At 62.1% G+C, this 15,526-nt stretch carries 15 protein-coding genes; 3 read left to right on the forward strand and 12 right to left on the reverse strand.

Features of this window, described 5'->3' with window-relative positions:
* Positions 1-24: 24 nt before the first annotated feature.
* Both A4C63_RS09155 and A4C63_RS09160 read right to left on the reverse strand, forming a co-directional pair.
* A complete protein-coding gene (locus A4C63_RS09155) occupies positions 25-795 on the reverse strand; it encodes a TerC family protein (RefSeq protein WP_063912390.1) in 771 nt (256 codons plus the stop codon).
* Between the two features lie 72 nt (positions 796-867).
* Complete coding sequence (locus tag A4C63_RS09160) at positions 868-2,175, reverse strand: CitMHS family transporter (protein WP_063912391.1); 1,308 nt, start codon at positions 2,173-2,175, stop codon at positions 868-870.
* A gap of 267 nt (positions 2,176-2,442) precedes the next feature.
* Between A4C63_RS09160 and A4C63_RS09165 the strand changes: the two genes are divergently transcribed.
* Positions 2,443-2,844: a GFA family protein gene (locus tag A4C63_RS09165; RefSeq protein ID WP_063912392.1), complete on the forward strand. Its 402-nt coding sequence runs from the start codon at positions 2,443-2,445 to the stop codon at positions 2,842-2,844.
* Between the two features lie 126 nt (positions 2,845-2,970).
* On the opposite strand, the gene A4C63_RS09170 is transcribed toward A4C63_RS09165, so the two are convergent.
* The 10 genes from A4C63_RS09170 to A4C63_RS09215 all read right to left on the reverse strand — a co-directional run bounded on the left by A4C63_RS09170 (position 2,971) and on the right by A4C63_RS09215 (position 12,776).
* Entirely contained in the window at positions 2,971-4,926 is a 1,956-nt protein-coding gene (locus A4C63_RS09170; protein ID WP_063912393.1) for a DUF4105 domain-containing protein, read from the reverse strand.
* Positions 4,923-5,243: a DUF2388 domain-containing protein gene (locus tag A4C63_RS09175; RefSeq protein WP_003256970.1), complete on the reverse strand. Its 321-nt coding sequence runs from the start codon at positions 5,241-5,243 to the stop codon at positions 4,923-4,925. Before A4C63_RS09175 ends, A4C63_RS09170 begins: the two co-directional genes overlap by 4 nt.
* A 36-nt stretch (positions 5,244-5,279) precedes the next feature.
* The gene (locus A4C63_RS09180) at positions 5,280-5,573 is read right to left on the reverse strand and encodes a DUF2388 domain-containing protein (protein WP_063912394.1); all 294 of its coding nucleotides are present in this window, start codon (positions 5,571-5,573) and stop codon (positions 5,280-5,282) included.
* 88 nt (positions 5,574-5,661) lie between these two features.
* Positions 5,662-5,979 carry a DUF2388 domain-containing protein gene (locus A4C63_RS09185; protein WP_025337247.1) on the reverse strand — a complete coding sequence of 106 codons (318 nt, stop codon included), beginning with the start codon at positions 5,977-5,979 and terminating at the stop codon, positions 5,662-5,664.
* A gap of 305 nt (positions 5,980-6,284) precedes the next feature.
* Entirely contained in the window at positions 6,285-6,500 is a 216-nt protein-coding gene (locus tag A4C63_RS09190) for a DUF1127 domain-containing protein (protein ID WP_003256968.1), read from the reverse strand.
* Between the two features lie 373 nt (positions 6,501-6,873).
* A complete protein-coding gene (locus tag A4C63_RS09195) occupies positions 6,874-8,367 on the reverse strand; it encodes an acetyl-CoA hydrolase/transferase family protein (RefSeq protein WP_024087961.1) in 1,494 nt (497 codons plus the stop codon).
* Between the two features lie 186 nt (positions 8,368-8,553).
* Positions 8,554-9,990, reverse strand: a complete 1,437-nt coding sequence (locus A4C63_RS09200) for an NAD(P)(+) transhydrogenase (Re/Si-specific) subunit beta (protein ID WP_063912395.1) — start codon at positions 9,988-9,990, stop codon at positions 8,554-8,556.
* Positions 9,991-9,992: 2 nt separating this feature from the next.
* Complete coding sequence (locus A4C63_RS09205) at positions 9,993-10,307, reverse strand: NAD(P) transhydrogenase subunit alpha (RefSeq protein WP_003256966.1); 315 nt, start codon at positions 10,305-10,307, stop codon at positions 9,993-9,995.
* Between the two features lie 11 nt (positions 10,308-10,318).
* On the reverse strand, positions 10,319-11,440 hold the full coding sequence (locus A4C63_RS09210; protein ID WP_063912396.1) for a Re/Si-specific NAD(P)(+) transhydrogenase subunit alpha: 1,122 nt from the start codon (positions 11,438-11,440) through the stop codon (positions 10,319-10,321).
* A 436-nt stretch (positions 11,441-11,876) separates the two neighbouring features.
* Positions 11,877-12,776, reverse strand: a complete 900-nt coding sequence (locus A4C63_RS09215; protein ID WP_063912397.1) for a LysR family transcriptional regulator — start codon at positions 12,774-12,776, stop codon at positions 11,877-11,879.
* A gap of 162 nt (positions 12,777-12,938) precedes the next feature.
* On the opposite strand from A4C63_RS09215, the gene A4C63_RS09220 reads away from it, so the two are divergent.
* Together A4C63_RS09220 and A4C63_RS09225 are read left to right on the forward strand one after the other, a co-directional pair.
* Positions 12,939-14,120 carry an acyl-CoA dehydrogenase gene (locus A4C63_RS09220; RefSeq protein ID WP_016712875.1) on the forward strand — a complete coding sequence of 394 codons (1,182 nt, stop codon included), beginning with the start codon at positions 12,939-12,941 and terminating at the stop codon, positions 14,118-14,120.
* A 14-nt stretch (positions 14,121-14,134) separates the two neighbouring features.
* On the forward strand, positions 14,135-15,355 hold the full coding sequence (locus A4C63_RS09225; protein WP_063912398.1) for a CaiB/BaiF CoA-transferase family protein: 1,221 nt from the start codon (positions 14,135-14,137) through the stop codon (positions 15,353-15,355).
* The last annotated feature ends 171 nt before the right edge of the window (positions 15,356-15,526 follow it).

Below are 15,526 nucleotides of genomic sequence, written 5' to 3' on the forward strand. Positions count from 1 at the left end.
CTTTGTGTCCTGCACTTCCTGATCTTATTGACCCGGAATGTCCTTGCGCAGTTTCACAGGCTCATGCTCTTTGCCGTTCTTGCGGGCCAGGGCGGTGCGCATGCGGATGTTGATGGCTTCCACCGCCAGCGAGAACGCCATGGCGAAGTAGACGTAGCCCTTGGGCACATGCACGTCGAAAGCTTCGGCGATCAGCACGGTACCGACTACGATCAGGAACGACAATGCGAGCATCTTCAGCGACGGGTGCTTGTCGATGAAATCGCTGATGGTGCCGGCGCACAGCATCATCACCAGCACGGCGACGACGATCGCGGCGATCATCACCGGTACGTGGGACACCATGCCCACCGCGGTGATCACCGAGTCCAGCGAGAACACGATGTCGATGATGGCGATCTGGATGATGGTATAGAAAAACTTGCCACCCGCGCCTTTCGGCTCTTCCGGGTTCTCGTCCTCGCCTTCCAGGCCGTGGTAGATCTCTTGCGAGCTTTTCCACAGCAGGAACAGGCCACCAAAGAACAGGATCAGGTCACGCCCGGAGATGCCCTGGCCGAACACCACGAAGAGGTCGGCGGTAAGGCGCATGACCCAGGTGATCGACAGCAACAGCATGATACGGGTGACCATGGCCAGGGCCAGGCCGAAGATCCGGGTGCGCGGCTGCATGTGCTTGGGCATGCGGCTGACCAGAATCGAGATCATGATGATGTTGTCGATACCGAGGACGATCTCAAGCGCGGTAAGGGTAAAAAAGGCAACCCAGATTTCCGGGCTGGTCAGCCATTCCATGTGTTTTCCTTCGAACGGTAAAGGCGACGCGCCCGAATCAGGGGCGCGTCGCGTTAGGGTAATACGCGTTTATTAGAGACTACTGAACAGCGGGAAAATGCCCATCAGCAGCGCGGCGAGCATTATGCACAGGCACACCAGTACTGCCCACTTCAAGGTGAAGCGCTGATGATCGCCGAACTCGATGCCGGCCAGGGCTACCAGCAGGTAGGTGGAGGGTACCAAGGGGCTGAGCAGGTGTACCGGCTGCCCGACGATCGACGCACGGGCCATTTCCACCGGGCTGATGCCGTAGTGGCTGGCAGCCTCGGCCAGCACCGGCAGCACGCCGTAGTAGAACGCGTCGTTGGACATGAAGAAGGTGAACGGCATGCTCACGATCGCGGTGATCACCGCCAGGTACGGGCCCAGCGCCTCGGGGATGACCGCCAGCAGGCTCTTGGACATGGCGTCGACCATGCCGGTGCCCGACAGGATCCCGGTGAAGATGCCGGCGGCGAAGATCAGCCCGGTGACCGCCAGCACGCTGCCCGCATGGGCGGCGATGCGGTCTTTCTGCTGCTGCAGGCACGGGTAGTTGACGATCATGGCGATGCTGAAGGCGATCATGAACAGCACCGGCAGCGGCAGCACACCGGCAATCAGCGCGACCATCAGGGCGGCGGTCAGGGCGCCGTTGAAGTACAGCAGTTTAGGCCGGCGTGCGTCCGGATACTGCGAAACGGTGATTTCGCTGTGATCGATGTCGTCGGTGGGCAGGTGCAACTCGCCCAGGCGGGCACGCTCACGCTTGCCGTACATGTAGGCAATGACCAGGATCGCCAGCACGCCGAACAGCATGGCCGGGATCATCGGCACGAAGATGTCCGACGGGTCCACGTGCAGGGCGCTGGCGGCACGGGCGGTCGGACCGCCCCAGGGGGTCATGTTCATCACTCCGCCGGCGAGGATGATCAGGCCGGCCATGATCCGCGGGCTCATGCCCAGGCGGCTGTACATCGGCAGCATGGCGGCGCAGCAGATCATGTAGGTGGTGGCGCCGTCACCGTCGAGCGAGACCACCAGGGCCAGTACTGCGGTGCCGACGGAGACTTTCAGCGGGTCGCCCTTGACCAGCTTGAGGATCTTGCGCACGGCCGGGTCGAACAGGCCGGAGTCGATCATCAGGGCGAAGTAGAGGATGGCGAACATCAGCATCACGCCGGTAGGCGCGAGCTTGCTGATGCCCTCGAGCATCATCGGGCCGATCTTGGCGGAAAAGCCGCCGAACAGGGCGAACAGGATCGGTACCAGGATCAGCGCGATCAAGGCCGACAGGCGCTTGGTCATGATCAGGTACATGAAGGTGATGACCATGGCAAAGCCGAGGAAGGTCAGCATGGCAGTACTCCAGGCGTGGCGCGGCGAAAGGAAAGTCGATTCGGGCGGATCAGCGCGTATGGCGCTGTGCGGGGAGCATGCGGAGGGGGGCTACGGAAAGTCGGGCACAGGAATACATCAGAATCACCATTGTTGTTGTTGATTGGGCCGGGCCCGGTAGTTACCGGGTGCCCTGGCTGACCGGTCTTGTGCCGGTAGTGGGGGCTATCCTATGAGGGCAAGCTTTCAGCCAGCTTTCGCCGAAGCAAAGGCGACGAGAGGTAGGTGATGCAGGAGGTGACCGAGGGTGGCTGCCATTGTGGCGCCTTGCGTTATCAGTTGGAGGGCGACCTGACGGACATTGCCCACTGCCATTGTTCGATCTGCCGGCGGGTCAGCGGCGGGCTGGTGGTTACCTGGCTCACCCTGCCCCGCTCGGGGTTCCGGTGGTTGGCGGGCAAGCCGAACTGCTATGTGGCGCCGGCCAGTTGCAGCCGGTACTTCTGTGGGCATTGCGGGGCGCATGTGGCGCTGGTGACCACGCATAGCCCGGACACGGTGGATATAACGGTGGCGACCCTGGACCACCCTGAGCGGGTCAGGGCCAACCGGCATATCTGGGTGGGTAGCCGGTTGCCTTGGTTACACCTGGATGAGGATTTGCCTTCGGAGGCGGAGGAGAACCTGTAGGCCTTGTGCTGTCTGTGCTGGCCCTTTCGCGGGTAAACCCGCTCCCACAGGTACGGCGCAGATCTCAGGTGCTGTACAGATCCTGTGGGAGCGGGCATGCCCGCGAAGAGGCCGGCACAATGGTCGTTACAATTGCAGGCCACCGGCGGCCTTGTGCAGTGCCCGCAGATGTTCGCCCACCTGCTTCACATTGGCCTCCACCGCCGCAATTTCCCTGGCTCGCGATGGTTCCAGCAGCGCCCTCACCTCTTTGTCCAGGCTCGTGCTCAAACGCAGCAACTGCGCCTGCCGCTCGCTGCTGACCTGCTCCAGGTGCTTGCGCTCCTGCGGCTGCGGCAGCCCGTAGCCTTTGCTATCGAGCAACTCTGCCGGGCGGCTGAGGAAGCCACTGTTGGCCAGCATCTGCCGGAGGGTCGCATCGGCCTTGCTGACGCTGCCATCGTTCCGCGCGGCGGCATTCAGGTAGCGCTGCTTGACCTCGTCCTGGGCCAGCAGCAGTTGCCGGCGCAAGCTGGCCTGTTCAAGCAGCAGCAAGGCGGCGCTGGTGCGCAGGTCGGCCTGGGCGAACCAGCTCCGACGTTGCTCGGCGTCCAGAGCCAGCCAGTCCTCGACCTTGGCCTGCTTGATTGGCAACTGTTTCTTCAACACCTCGAACATGGCCTGGTAACGGTCGCGGTAGGAGTCGAAGCGATAACCCAGGCGCAGCGCCTCGCGGGGGTTGTCGAGCACGCTGGTGTCGGCCAGCCCCCTGCCCTTGAGCACGGCCAGCAAGCCATTGGGCATGATGCTGTCGAGGTCGTTCAGGCGTGGGTTGGCAGTGCCGCTGCGCAGCAGCTTCAACGACTCCACCGCACAGTTATTGGACAGGAACCAGTAGTTGCCGTCGTAGCTCCAGTGCATTTCGGCGGCCTGGCGCACCAGATTCTCGATCTCGTCGCGGCTGAGCCGCAAGGGCACCGAGGCCAGGCTGCGCAGTTCGGTCTTGGTGTATTCGTCGATCACCTGGCCCAGCGGCAGCACGAACAGCCGCGAGGGGTAGGCACCGACCAGCCCGTCCCAGCTGGAAAGCTGCACATCGTTGACAAAGGCGCGGTACGACAGTACCAGGCTCTGGTCGAGGTCCAGGCGGCAGTCCGGCCCGCGTGGGCGGCCCGGCTTGCAGATCACCAGGCGCAGCATGCTGTGGCCCCAGCGGCTGACCAGGTTCTGGTTGGCTTCGGCCAGCAGGTAATCCACCTCATAGACCCGCTCGGGGTCGATTTCGCCCAGCGGCTGGCGGGCGAAGTCGCTGCCGGCATTGATGAACGGCAGGCCCTTGGCGCAACTGTCCTGTTGCGGTGCCCAGCCGAAGTGCTCGCGCAGGTACTGGTTCAGCGCCGGGCGGCGGCAACCGTAGCTCGGGTCGAGGAGGAAATACTCCATGTTGACCGCGATGTACTCCTTGGGGCTGCTCAGCTCATAGCTGTCGGGGCTGCGCACGAACTGGCCGTTGTGCTGTTCGCGCTCGCCGCGTCGGCCCACGTACTGCTGCCACCCGGCCAGGTCCAGCAGGCGCGGGTCGTCGCTGAGGGTAAAGCGGCGCTCGGCCTGGCCACGGCATGCCTCGGGCAGGCCGACCTTGCCCAACGTACCCTGCTGGCGTTTGCAGCGTGCGATCAGCGCGTTTTCGGCGCTGGGCCACAGCCGGGCGCGATCGTAGATATGGGTGAGCTCGTGCAGCACGGTGGCCAGCAGTTCTTCACGCACCGTGCCATGCGGGCGGTTGGTGCGCTCGGTGGCGGCACTGCCATCGGTGAGGCGGGGCAGCAGGCGGCGATTGAGCTCGAGGGTGGACACCAGCGATGCCTGGCCATAGGCATCGGCGGGCATGTTGTCGCTCCAGCTGACCCGCACGCGGCGGTTCAGCTGTTGCTTGAAGTGAGGGGGCAGCTTGCCAACGGCCTCGTCGAGCAGGGCCTGGGTGGCTTGGGCCTGCTGCGGCTCAAGGCCGGACGCCTGCAGCTCGAGCTGCAGGTCGGCCAGGGCGGGCGTGCCGAGCAGCGTCAGGGCGCAGCCGAGCAGCCAGGCGCGCACGCGGTTCACAGCGCGAGGATGGCTTCGGCCAGTACCTGGTCGCTGGCGTCGCGCGCTTGCGGTACGCGCTCGCGCAGAGTGTTGAAGGCCGCCTCGAGCTGGGCGCCGCGGATGTCACCGTTGCTGGCGACGAAGCTGGCGGCGTCGTCGTGGGCTTCGCGCACCACTTTGGAGTCGCGGATCGAGGTGGTGGTGTCAGAGGTGAAATCGATCGAGCGGCCAAAGGCTCGCACGATGATATTGCTGGTGGCCACCAGGGTCTGTGCCTGGGCCAGGTCGGCCAGCAGCAGCATGCCGAGGGTAGCGGCAATCAGCGGTTTACGCATGGAGCATCTCCGAAAAATACAGGGAGTCAGATGTAGTTATTGGACGAGAATTGCCTGCGCCAGTTCCAGATCGCCGACGGTATGCCGTGCGTAATTGTGGCGTAATGATTCCAGCGCTGCTTCCAGCCGCGCACCGCGGATCTGGCCGTCGCTGGCGACGAAGGCAGCGGCATCGTCGTGGGCCTGGCGGACCAGTTTGCGGTCGAACGGTGCGGTGGTGACCTGACTGGTGACATAGCCGGTGATGACCAGGCTTTGCGTGGTGGTATCCATGGCGTGGGCGCTGGCCATGCCAACAACGGAGAACAGCAACGGCAACAGATAACGCATGGGCTCTACGACAGCTGGAAACGTGGGCGGCAAAGGTGGGTACGGCTGTGCTGGTAGTGACCAGCACAGCTGAACGGTTCAGCCGGGGTCAGAGCGCCAGGATGGCCTGGGCCAGTTGCGCGTCGCTGGCCTGCAGGGCAGGCATCTGCGAGCGGATGTGCAGGAAAGCGCTTTCCAGCTTGGCGCCGCGGATGTCGCCCTGGCTGCCAACGAAGCTGGCGGCGTCGTCACGGGCGGCCTGGACGATCTTGTCGTCACGGAACGAGGAGGAAATATCGGAAGTGGCATCGGTGGACGCGGCCACTGCGCCAACGACGGCGTCAGTGGTGACAACGAAGCTGGTGGCGTTTGCGGTGCCGGCCAGGCTCAGCATCAGAGCGGCGCCAATCAGGTATTTGCGGGACATGATCGTGGACTCCTGGACTAGGGTTGGGTGGTTCTGTTTATCGGACGCTCACACAGCTCGTCGCGGTACTTTCAACAGTGCGTTCTACCAGACTGTTGAACCAAGCGTATCACGCGCCGGTGTTTCTGGATGTTAATGAACAGCGCGCTCATGAACTGTACATGTATATTTTTGTATTTCACAAACTGTATAGGTCGGTTTGCGGAAAGGCTCTGTCATGCGGCCTGCAAACAAAAAACCCGTCGCAGTCACCTGCAACGGGTTTCGGGAATTCGCGGTGCCGGCCGAAGCCGGCAAGCCGGAGCTTAGCGCCAGAAAGGCTTGCTCAGCTCTTCGTAACGCTGCGACTCGCTGATACCGGCGTCGGCCAGCAGGCGGGCGTCCAGGCGAGCCAGTTGACGGCGGCTGGCCATGCGGCGCTGCCACAGCAGCAGGGTGGACAGAGCGCGCAGCGGCAGCGAAGCGTTGGATTGTTGGGCGTTGCTTTCAAAAACCAGACCGGAACTGAGGGTACGTTCCATGATGTTTCATCCTTCCGCTTATGGCGGGATTAGGTAGTGATTTAACTGATGCCAATGATCCTCCTCTGTCGTCCATAACAGTAGATACAGTTCAGTTGAAAGACGATGGTCCAGTTAACTGTGTAACCCTACTGTTGCACCCGAAACTGGCGTAACTGTACTGGTCCGCACTTATTTGGTGCGTTTTGATTCGAGGAAGGGAATTTCTCAGCCAGTAAGGTGTGAAAACACCAGTACAGTAGTACAGATTATGTTGCAAATCGCGGCGGGAGGTGTTGATGAAAGGGTTTGACTGTTATGGCCCATTCGCGGGCAAGCCCGCGAAGAGCCCGGAACAGCGGAAGCAGGGCCGCCGTTCCGTACCACATCTGGATCAGCTAGCCAGCATGCGCCCGGTTTCTTCCAGGTTCTCGTGCCAGCTCAAGGCTTCGCGCAGGATGTGCGGGGTGTGGCCGCCACGCTGGCAGGCACGATCGAAGTAGTCGTTCAGTGCCGCGCGGTAGTCTGGGTGCACACAGTTGTCGATGATCGCCCGGGCCCGCTCGCGTGGCGCCAGGCCTCGCAGGTCGGCAAGGCCTTGCTCGGTGACCAGGATGTCCACATCGTGCTCGGTGTGGTCGACATGGCTGACCATCGGCACCACGCTGGAAATCGCGCCACCCTTGGCAATCGACTTGGTGACGAACACGGCCAGGTGGGCGTTACGGGCGAAGTCACCCGAGCCACCGATGCCGTTCATCATCTTGGTGCCGCAGACGTGGGTGGAGTTGACGTTGCCGTAGATATCGAACTCCAGCGCAGTGTTGATACCGATGATGCCCAGGCGACGGACGACTTCCGGGTGGTTGGAGATTTCTTGCGGGCGCAGCACCAGCTTGTCTTTGTAACGCTCCAGATTGCCGAACACGTCGGCGTTGCGGCGGGTCGACAAGGTGATCGAGCTGCCCGAAGCGAAGCTCAGTTTGCCGGCGTCGATCAGGTCGAAGGTGGAGTCCTGCAGTACTTCGGAGTACATGGTCAGGTCTTCGAACGGCGACTCGATCAGGCCGCACATCACTGCGTTGGCGATACTGCCGATACCGGCCTGCAGCGGGCCAAGCTTGTTGGTCATGCGGCCAGCTTCGACTTCTTTCTTGAAGAAGTTGATCAGGTGGTCGGCGATGCCCTGGGTTTCGTCATCCGGCGGCAGTACGGTGGACGGCGAGTCCGGCTGGTCGCTGATGACGATGCCGACGATCTTGGCCGGGTCGATCGGGATGGCGGTGCTGCCGATACGGTCGTCGACCTTGACCAGCGGGATTGGCGTGCGGGTCGGGCGGTAGGTCGGGATATAGATGTCGTGCAGGCCTTCGAGGTTGGTGTTGTGCGAGAGGTTGATCTCGACAATCACCTGCTTGGCGAAGATCGCGAAGCTGGCCGAGTTGCCCACCGAGGTGGTTGGTACGATATGGCCTTGTTCGGTGATGGCCACGGCTTCGATGACCGCGATGTCCGGCAGCTTCAGCTGCTGGTTGCGCAGTTGCTCGACGGTTTCCGACAGGTGCTGGTCGATGAACATCACCTGGCCGTCGTTGATGGCCTTGCGCAGGGTGCTGTCGACCTGGAACGGCATGCGGCGAGCCAGCACGCCGGCCTCGGTCAGTTGCTTGTCCAGGTCGTTGCCCAGGCTGGCGCCGGTCATCAGGCTGATTTTCAGTGGCGACTGCTTGGCACGTTCGGCCAGTGCATGTGGTACGGCCTTGGCTTCGCCGGCGCGGGTGAAGCCGCTCATGCCGACGGTCATGCCGTCCTCGATCAGACCAGCGGCATCAGCCGCACTCATTACCTTGCTGTGCAGGGAGGACAAGCGGATACGATCACGGTACATGGATTGTTATCTCGGGCTACTGAAACTACTGCAGCGCAGTCTAGAGACTTCGCCCCTTGCCGTCCCGCGACCATGGTCGTATGAGAAGGCTTGGAATAGAGCCGTTGATCCGGATCAATAAAAGAAAAGCCCCGGCAGATTCTGACCGGGGCTTCCTTTATATCAGCTGGTTTGCAGCGACAGGTGTCACTCCACCGCCTTGACCATGTCTTCGATGACCTTCTTGGCGTCGCCGAACACCATCATGGTCTTGTCGAGGTAGAACAGTTCGTTGTCCAGGCCGGCGTAGCCGCTGGCCATGGAGCGCTTGTTGACGATGATGGTCTTGGCCTTGAACGCTTCGAGGATCGGCATGCCGGCGATTGGCGACTTGGGATCGTTCTTCGCCGCCGGGTTGACCACGTCGTTGGCGCCCAGCACCAGCACCACATCGGCCTGGCCGAACTCGGCGTTGATATCTTCCATCTCGAACACCTGGTCGTACGGCACTTCGGCCTCGGCCAGCAGCACGTTCATGTGCCCGGGCATACGGCCCGCCACCGGGTGAATCGCGTACTTCACGGTCACGCCGTTGTGGGTCAGCTTCTCGGTCAGTTCCTTCAGCGCGTGCTGGGCGCGTGCCACCGCCAGGCCGTAGCCCGGGACGATGATCACGCTGTCGGCGTTGCTGAGCAGGAAGGTGGCATCGTCGGCCGAGCCGGACTTCACCGGGCGCTGCTCTTTCGAGCCTTGTGCCGCGCCGGCATCGGTATCACCACCGAAGCCACCGAGGATGACGTTGAAGAACGAACGGTTCATCGCCTTGCACATGATGTACGAGAGGATCGCACCGGACGAGCCGACCAGGGAGCCTGCGATGATCAGCATCGAGTTGTTCAGCGAGAAGCCGATACCGGCCGCGGCCCAGCCCGAATAGCTGTTGAGCATCGACACCACCACCGGCATGTCGGCGCCCCCGATCGGAATAATGATCAGCACGCCCATGATGAAGGCCAGGACCAGCATCAGGGTGAAGGCACTGTAGTGGCCAGTGAAGGTGAACAGCAGGCCCAGGGCGATGGTGGTCAGGCCGAGGATCAGGTTCAACTTGTGCTGGCCGGCGAACTGTACCGGTGCGCCCTGGAACAGGCGGAACTTGTACTTGCCCGACAGTTTGCCGAAGGCGATCACCGAACCGGAGAAGGTAATGGCACCGATGGCCGCGCCGAGGAACAACTCCAGGCGGTTGCCGGTGGGGATCGGGTCGCTCATGGCGGCAACGATGCCCATCGATTGCGGTTCCAGCACCGCGGCGATGGCGATGAACACCGCAGCCAGGCCGATCATGCTGTGCATGAAGGCGACCAGCTCCGGCATCTTGGTCATCTCTACGCGCTTGGCCATGATCGAACCGGCGGTGCCGCCGACCAGCAAGCCAACGATGACGTAGCCGATACCGGCAGTCGCAAGCTCAGCCCCGAGCTTATAAATGAGGCCGACCGTGGTGACGATGGCGATGCCCATGCCGATCATGCCGAACAGGTTGCCGCGCCGCGAGGTAGTCGGGTGCGACAGGCCCTTGAGCGCCTGGATGAAGCACACCGAGGCGACGAGGTAGAGGAGCGTTACCAGATTCATGCTCATGCTTACTTCTGCGCCTCGTTCTTGGTTTTCTTCTTGAACATCTCAAGCATGCGACGGGTGACCAGGAAGCCACCGAACACGTTGACCGCGGCCAGGGCCACCGCCAGGGTGCCCATCAGCTTGCCGGCCGGGGTCACGGTCAGGGCTGCGGCCAGCATGGCGCCGACGATGACGATCGCCGAAATGGCGTTGGTCACGGCCATCAGCGGCGTGTGCAGCGCCGGGGTAACGTTCCACACCACGTGGTAGCCCACATAGATGGCCAGCACGAAGATGATCAGGTTGTAGATGCCATGGGAAATCAGCATGTCTTCCATTGTCGTGCTCCTTAGCCGTTCTTGCGGACGACCTGGCCATCACGGCACATCAGGCAGGCCGCGACGATGTCGTCTTCGAGGTTGATGACCAGCGCGCCGTCTTTGTCGAACAGCAGCTTCATGAAGTCCAGCAGGTTGCGGGCATACAACGCCGAGGCATCGGCGCCCACCTGGGCCGGCAGGTTGGTCGGGCCGACGATGATCACGCCGTTCTCCTGTACCACCTGGTCGGCGACGGTCAGCGGGCAGTTGCCACCCTGGGCCGCTGCGAGGTCGATGACCACCGAGCCGGGCTTCATCTGCGCGACGGTTTCGGCGCTGAGCAGGGTCGGTGCCTTGCGCCCCGGGATCAGGGCAGTGGTGATGACGATATCCGCCTGCTTGGCGCGCTCGTGCACGGCCTGGGCTTGGCGTTGCATCCAGCTGGCCGGCATTGGCCGAGCGTAACCGCCAACACCTTCGGCGCACTCGCGCTCCTCATCGGTTTCGTAGGGCACGTCGATGAACTTGGCGCCCAGCGACTCGATCTGCTCCTTCACGGCCGGGCGTACGTCGGACGCCTCGATCACCGCACCCAGGCGCTTGGCCGTGGCAATGGCCTGCAGGCCGGCAACGCCCGCGCCCAGGATCAGCACGCGCGCGGCCTTTACGGTACCGGCGGCGGTCATCAGCATGGGCATGAAGCGTGGGTAGTGATGGGCAGCCAGCAACACCGCCTTGTAACCGGCGATGTTGGCCTGCGATGACAGCACGTCCAGGCTCTGCGCCCGCGAGGTGCGTGGCGCGGCTTCCAGGGCGAACGCGGTAATGCCGCGCTTGGCCATCTTGCCAATCAGCTCGCTGTTGAAGGGGTTGAGCATGCCCACCAGGAGGCTGCCACTGTTGATCAGGGCCAGTTCCTGGTCGTTGGGGGCGACCACTTTGAGCACCAATTGGGCGCCGTAGGCATCGGCTGTACTCCCCAGGGAAGCGCCCACGGCCTCATAGGCACTGTCCGGAATGCTGGCGTTGAGCCCTGCCCCCCGTTGGACGGTGACCTGATGGCCCTGGCCAATCAGTTTCTTGATGGTTTCTGGGGTCGCAGCGACCCTTGTCTCACCGGTCTGCGTCTCGAGAGGAACACCAATGTGCACGACTATTTCTCCTGCGGTGACCTTTTGTCTTTGTAAAAGCCAGCGCACTTCGGATGGTGCGCTGGGGCGGCTGTGGAGCGCCGACCCGCCGAATCCCGGGCGGGCGAAGCATTTTGCAGACGAAGCCGGGGGCCTTCAACCGATTCTGGAGCGAAACGAAGTCAAAACTACAAGTCACCCTGTGACCGTATGTCGCAACGGTCAGGCTGCAGCGCGTCAAACATAGGCTATTGGCAGAGTAGGAGAAAAAATCAAAAATTTTGCGGTCAATTCGCTTACGGCTTGGTGAATGTCGCAAAATAACCCGCAAAGCCGCGCCGTAAGCAGGGTTAAAGAGGATTTTTGCACCTGCATAACAGTTTATGTAGATGCGACAAATACATATATCTGTAGGTGTTTAAAATAATTGACTACGGGGTCAATTTGTCGCGCTTCCCTAAGTCTTCGCCGTGTACGTCTGAGCCTGGCTCAGCAGCCAGTCGCGGAAGGCGCGCAGCGAAGCCGACTCCACCTTGCGCTCCGGAATCATCAGATAGTAGGCCTTGTCACTACTGAGGGCATGCCTGTTAGCGACCACCAGCCTACCCTCCTCCAACTCGCGCTGGATCAGGAACGGCGGAATCAGTGCGATGCCCATCTCATGCATGGCCGCCTGGGCGAGCATCGAGAATAGTTCATAGCGCGGGCCTGTCATGTCGCGCTCCACATTCATGCCGACGCTGCCGAACCACTGCCGCCAGGCATAGGGGCGCGTGCTCTGCTGCAGCAGTGGCAATTGTGCAATGCGCTGCGCGTCGAGCGCACCCTGCCCGCCCAGCAGCGCCGGGCTGCACACCGGAACCGGGTTTTCCCCCATCAGCCGGTGCGACTGTGTGCCGGACCAGTCGGCATCGCCGAAGTAGATGGCAGCATCGAAGGTGGTGTCGGCAAACAGGAATGGCCGGGTGCGGTTGGTGAGGTTGACCGTGACCTCCGGGTGGCGCTGCTGGAAGTCCTTGAGCCGCGGTAGCAGCCACTGGGTACCGAAGGTGGGCACCACGGCCAGTTCGATCACGTTGGCGCCCTGCTGGCGCATTACCGACAAGGTGTCGCGCTCTACCGCGTCCAGTTGGGCAGCCACCTGGCGGCTGTAGGAAAGGCCGGCTTCGGTCAGCTTCACGCCGCGGCGCGAGCGGCGGAACAGTTCCACATTAAGGAAGGCTTCCAGGCCACCTATCTGCCGACAGACGGCACCTTGGGTCAGGGCGAGTTCCTGGGCGGCCTTGGTAAAGCTCTCGTTGCGCGCCGCCGCCTCGAAGCAAACCAGGGCGGCGGTACTGGGGATCTTGCGGCGCATGTACGTCAACCTCACTCGTAAGGCTGTCAATATGGCGTTTTGCCGATTTACGAAGTGACAAATTATCACTAATTGGTGCGCAATCCTCGTTTGTCCCGACGGCCGATCAGGCCTAGGCTCAAAGGCACAAGAAAACTGCCCCCTATTTCGAGGATTTCGCTCATGGCCGGTAAAGCAAGCTTCAACTGGATCGACCCGCTGCTGCTCGATCAGCAGCTCACTGAAGAAGAGCGCATGGTGCGTGACAGCGCTTATCAGTTCGCCCAGGACAAGCTGGCCCCGCGTGTGCTCGAGGCCTTCCGTCATGAGCAGACCGACCCGGCGATCTTCCGTGAAATGGGTGAGGTGGGGTTGCTGGGCGCCACCATTCCCGAGCAATACGGTGGCAGTGGCCTGAATTACGTGTGCTATGGCCTGATTGCTCGCGAGGTAGAGCGTATCGACTCGGGTTACCGCTCGATGATGAGCGTGCAGTCGTCGCTGGTGATGGTGCCAATCAACGAGTTCGGTACAGAGGCACAAAAGCAGAAGTACCTGCCCAAGCTGGCCAGCGGCGAGTGGATCGGTTGCTTTGGCCTGACCGAGCCTAACCACGGCTCCGACCCGGGCTCGATGATCACCCGCGCGCGGAAGGTTGATGGCGGCTACCGCCTGACCGGTAGCAAGATGTGGATCACCAACAGCCCGATCGCCGATGTATTCGTGGTCTGGGCCAAGGATGATGCGGGTGATATCCGCGGCTTTGTCCTGGAAAAGGGTTGGGAGGGCCTCAGTGCCCCGGCGATCCACGGCAAGGTTGGCCTGCGCGCCTCGATCACTGGCGAAATCGTCATGGACAACGTGTTCGTGCCAGAGGAAAACATCTTCCCGGATGTGCGCGGCCTCAAAGGCCCGTTTACCTGCCTGAACTCTGCCCGCTATGGCATCTCCTGGGGTGCGCTGGGTGCCGCCGAAGCCTGCTGGCACACCGCGCGTCAGTACACACTGGACCGTCAGCAGTTCGGCCGTCCGTTGGCTGCCAACCAGTTGATCCAGAAGAAGCTTGCCGACATGCAGACCGAAATCACCTTGGCGCTGCAGGGCTGCCTGCGTCTGGGGCGGATGAAGGACGAAGGCACGGCTGCAGTGGAGATCACTTCGATCATGAAGCGCAACTCCTGCGGCAAGGCGCTGGATATTGCTCGCATGGCGCGTGACATGCTGGGTGGCAATGGCATTTCCGATGAGTTCGGCGTGGCCCGTCACCTGGTCAACCTGGAGGTGGTCAACACCTATGAAGGTACTCACGATGTGCATGCACTGATCCTGGGGCGTGCGCAGACCGGTATCCAGGCCTTCTATTGATAAGGAGCCAGCCCATGGGCGCGCTATCACATCTGCGGGTGCTGGACCTCTCTCGCGTGCTGGCCGGCCCATGGTCTGGCCAGATTCTCGCTGACCTTGGTGCCGATGTGATCAAGGTCGAGCGCCCTGGCAGTGGTGACGATACCCGCTCGTGGGGGCCGCCCTTCCTCAAGGATGCCGAGGGTGAGAACACCAGTGAGGCGGCCTATTACCTGTCGGCCAACCGCAACAAGCGCTCGGTGACCATCGACTTCACCCAGGCCGAGGGGCAGCGCCTGGTGCGTGAGTTGGCGGCGAAGTCCGATATCGTCATCGAGAACTTCAAGGTAGGTGGGTTAGCTGCTTATGGCCTGGACTATCAGAGCCTGAAGGCGATCAACCCGCGGCTTATCTATTGTTCCATCACTGGGTTTGGCCAGACCGGGCCTTATGCCAAGCGCGCGGGTTATGACTTCATGATCCAGGGGCTGGGCGGGCTGATGAGCCTGACCGGCCGTCCGGAGGGTGAAGAAGGTGCGGGGCCGGTCAAGGTGGGGGTGGCGCTGACCGATATCCTTACTGGACTGTATTCCACGGTGGCGATCCTCGCTGCCCTCGCCCATCGGGAGCAGGCCGGGGTGGGCCAGCATGTCGACATGGCGTTGCTCGATGTGCAGGTGGCTTGCCTGGCGAACCAGGCCATGAACTACCTGACCACGGGCAGCCCGCCTCGTCGCCTGGGTAATGCGCACCCCAATATCGTGCCTTATCAGGATTTCCCGACGGCAGATGGCGACTTCATCCTTACCGTGGGCAACGACAGCCAGTTCCGCAAGTTCGCCGAAGTAGCCGGGCAGCCGCAATGGGCGGACGATCCACGTTTCGTTACCAACAAGCTGCGGGTGGCCAACCGGGCCGAGCTGATTCCACTGATCCGCCAGGCCACGGTGTTCAAGACCACGGCGCAGTGGGTGAGCCAGCTGGAGGCTGCAGGGGTGCCGTGCGGGCCTATCAACGACCTGGCGCAGATGTTCCAGGACCCGCAGGTGCTGGCGCGTGGGTTGGCGGTGAACATTCCGCATCCGTTGGCGGGAAGTGTGCCGCAGGTGGCGAGCCCGATACGGCTGTCGGAGACGCCGGTGGAGTACCGTCGGGCGCCGCCGCTGCTGGGTGAGCATACCGAGGTGGTGCTGGAGGATGTATTGGGGCTGGATGCCGGTGAGGTGCAACGGCTGCGCAGTGCCGGCGTGCTTTAAGGGCGTCCGGCCTTGGTGAAAAGCGGGGAGGCCGTCAGGCCTCCCCGCTTTGCTTTTTGGCGATATCAGGGTTTCTTGAAATTAAGGGTTGACGCGGTTTGGAATCCCCTTATAATGCGCCCCACTTCTGACGTAGTCGAAGCGTAAAACTTCTTGTAAATCAATTAGTTA

It is taken from the genome of Pseudomonas sp. p21, from assembly GCF_001642705.1.
In the GTDB taxonomy this organism is placed as follows: domain Bacteria; phylum Pseudomonadota; class Gammaproteobacteria; order Pseudomonadales; family Pseudomonadaceae; genus Aquipseudomonas.

Excerpts from the sequence above, each read along its gene's own strand:
- A4C63_RS09155 (WP_063912390.1), bottom strand. The coding sequence starts at position 795 with ATGGAATGGCTGACCAGCCCGGAAATCTGGGTTGCCTTTTTTACCCTT.
- A4C63_RS09160 (WP_063912391.1), bottom strand. The coding sequence starts at position 2,175 with ATGCTGACCTTCCTCGGCTTTGCCATGGTCATCACCTTCATGTACCTG.
- A4C63_RS09165 (WP_063912392.1), top strand. The coding sequence starts at position 2,443 with ATGCAGGAGGTGACCGAGGGTGGCTGCCATTGTGGCGCCTTGCGTTAT.
- A4C63_RS09175 (WP_003256970.1), bottom strand. The coding sequence starts at position 5,243 with ATGCGTAAACCGCTGATTGCCGCTACCCTCGGCATGCTGCTGCTGGCC.
- A4C63_RS09180 (WP_063912394.1), bottom strand. The coding sequence starts at position 5,573 with ATGCGTTATCTGTTGCCGTTGCTGTTCTCCGTTGTTGGCATGGCCAGC.
- A4C63_RS09185 (WP_025337247.1), bottom strand. The coding sequence starts at position 5,979 with ATGTCCCGCAAATACCTGATTGGCGCCGCTCTGATGCTGAGCCTGGCC.
- A4C63_RS09190 (WP_003256968.1), bottom strand. The coding sequence starts at position 6,500 with ATGGAACGTACCCTCAGTTCCGGTCTGGTTTTTGAAAGCAACGCCCAA.
- A4C63_RS09195 (WP_024087961.1), bottom strand. The coding sequence starts at position 8,367 with ATGTACCGTGATCGTATCCGCTTGTCCTCCCTGCACAGCAAGGTAATG.
- A4C63_RS09200 (WP_063912395.1), bottom strand. The coding sequence starts at position 9,990 with ATGAGCATGAATCTGGTAACGCTCCTCTACCTCGTCGCCTCGGTGTGC.
- A4C63_RS09205 (WP_003256966.1), bottom strand. The coding sequence starts at position 10,307 with ATGGAAGACATGCTGATTTCCCATGGCATCTACAACCTGATCATCTTC.
- A4C63_RS09215 (WP_063912397.1), bottom strand. The coding sequence starts at position 12,776 with ATGCGCCGCAAGATCCCCAGTACCGCCGCCCTGGTTTGCTTCGAGGCG.
- A4C63_RS09220 (WP_016712875.1), top strand. The coding sequence starts at position 12,939 with ATGGCCGGTAAAGCAAGCTTCAACTGGATCGACCCGCTGCTGCTCGAT.
- A4C63_RS09225 (WP_063912398.1), top strand. The coding sequence starts at position 14,135 with ATGGGCGCGCTATCACATCTGCGGGTGCTGGACCTCTCTCGCGTGCTG.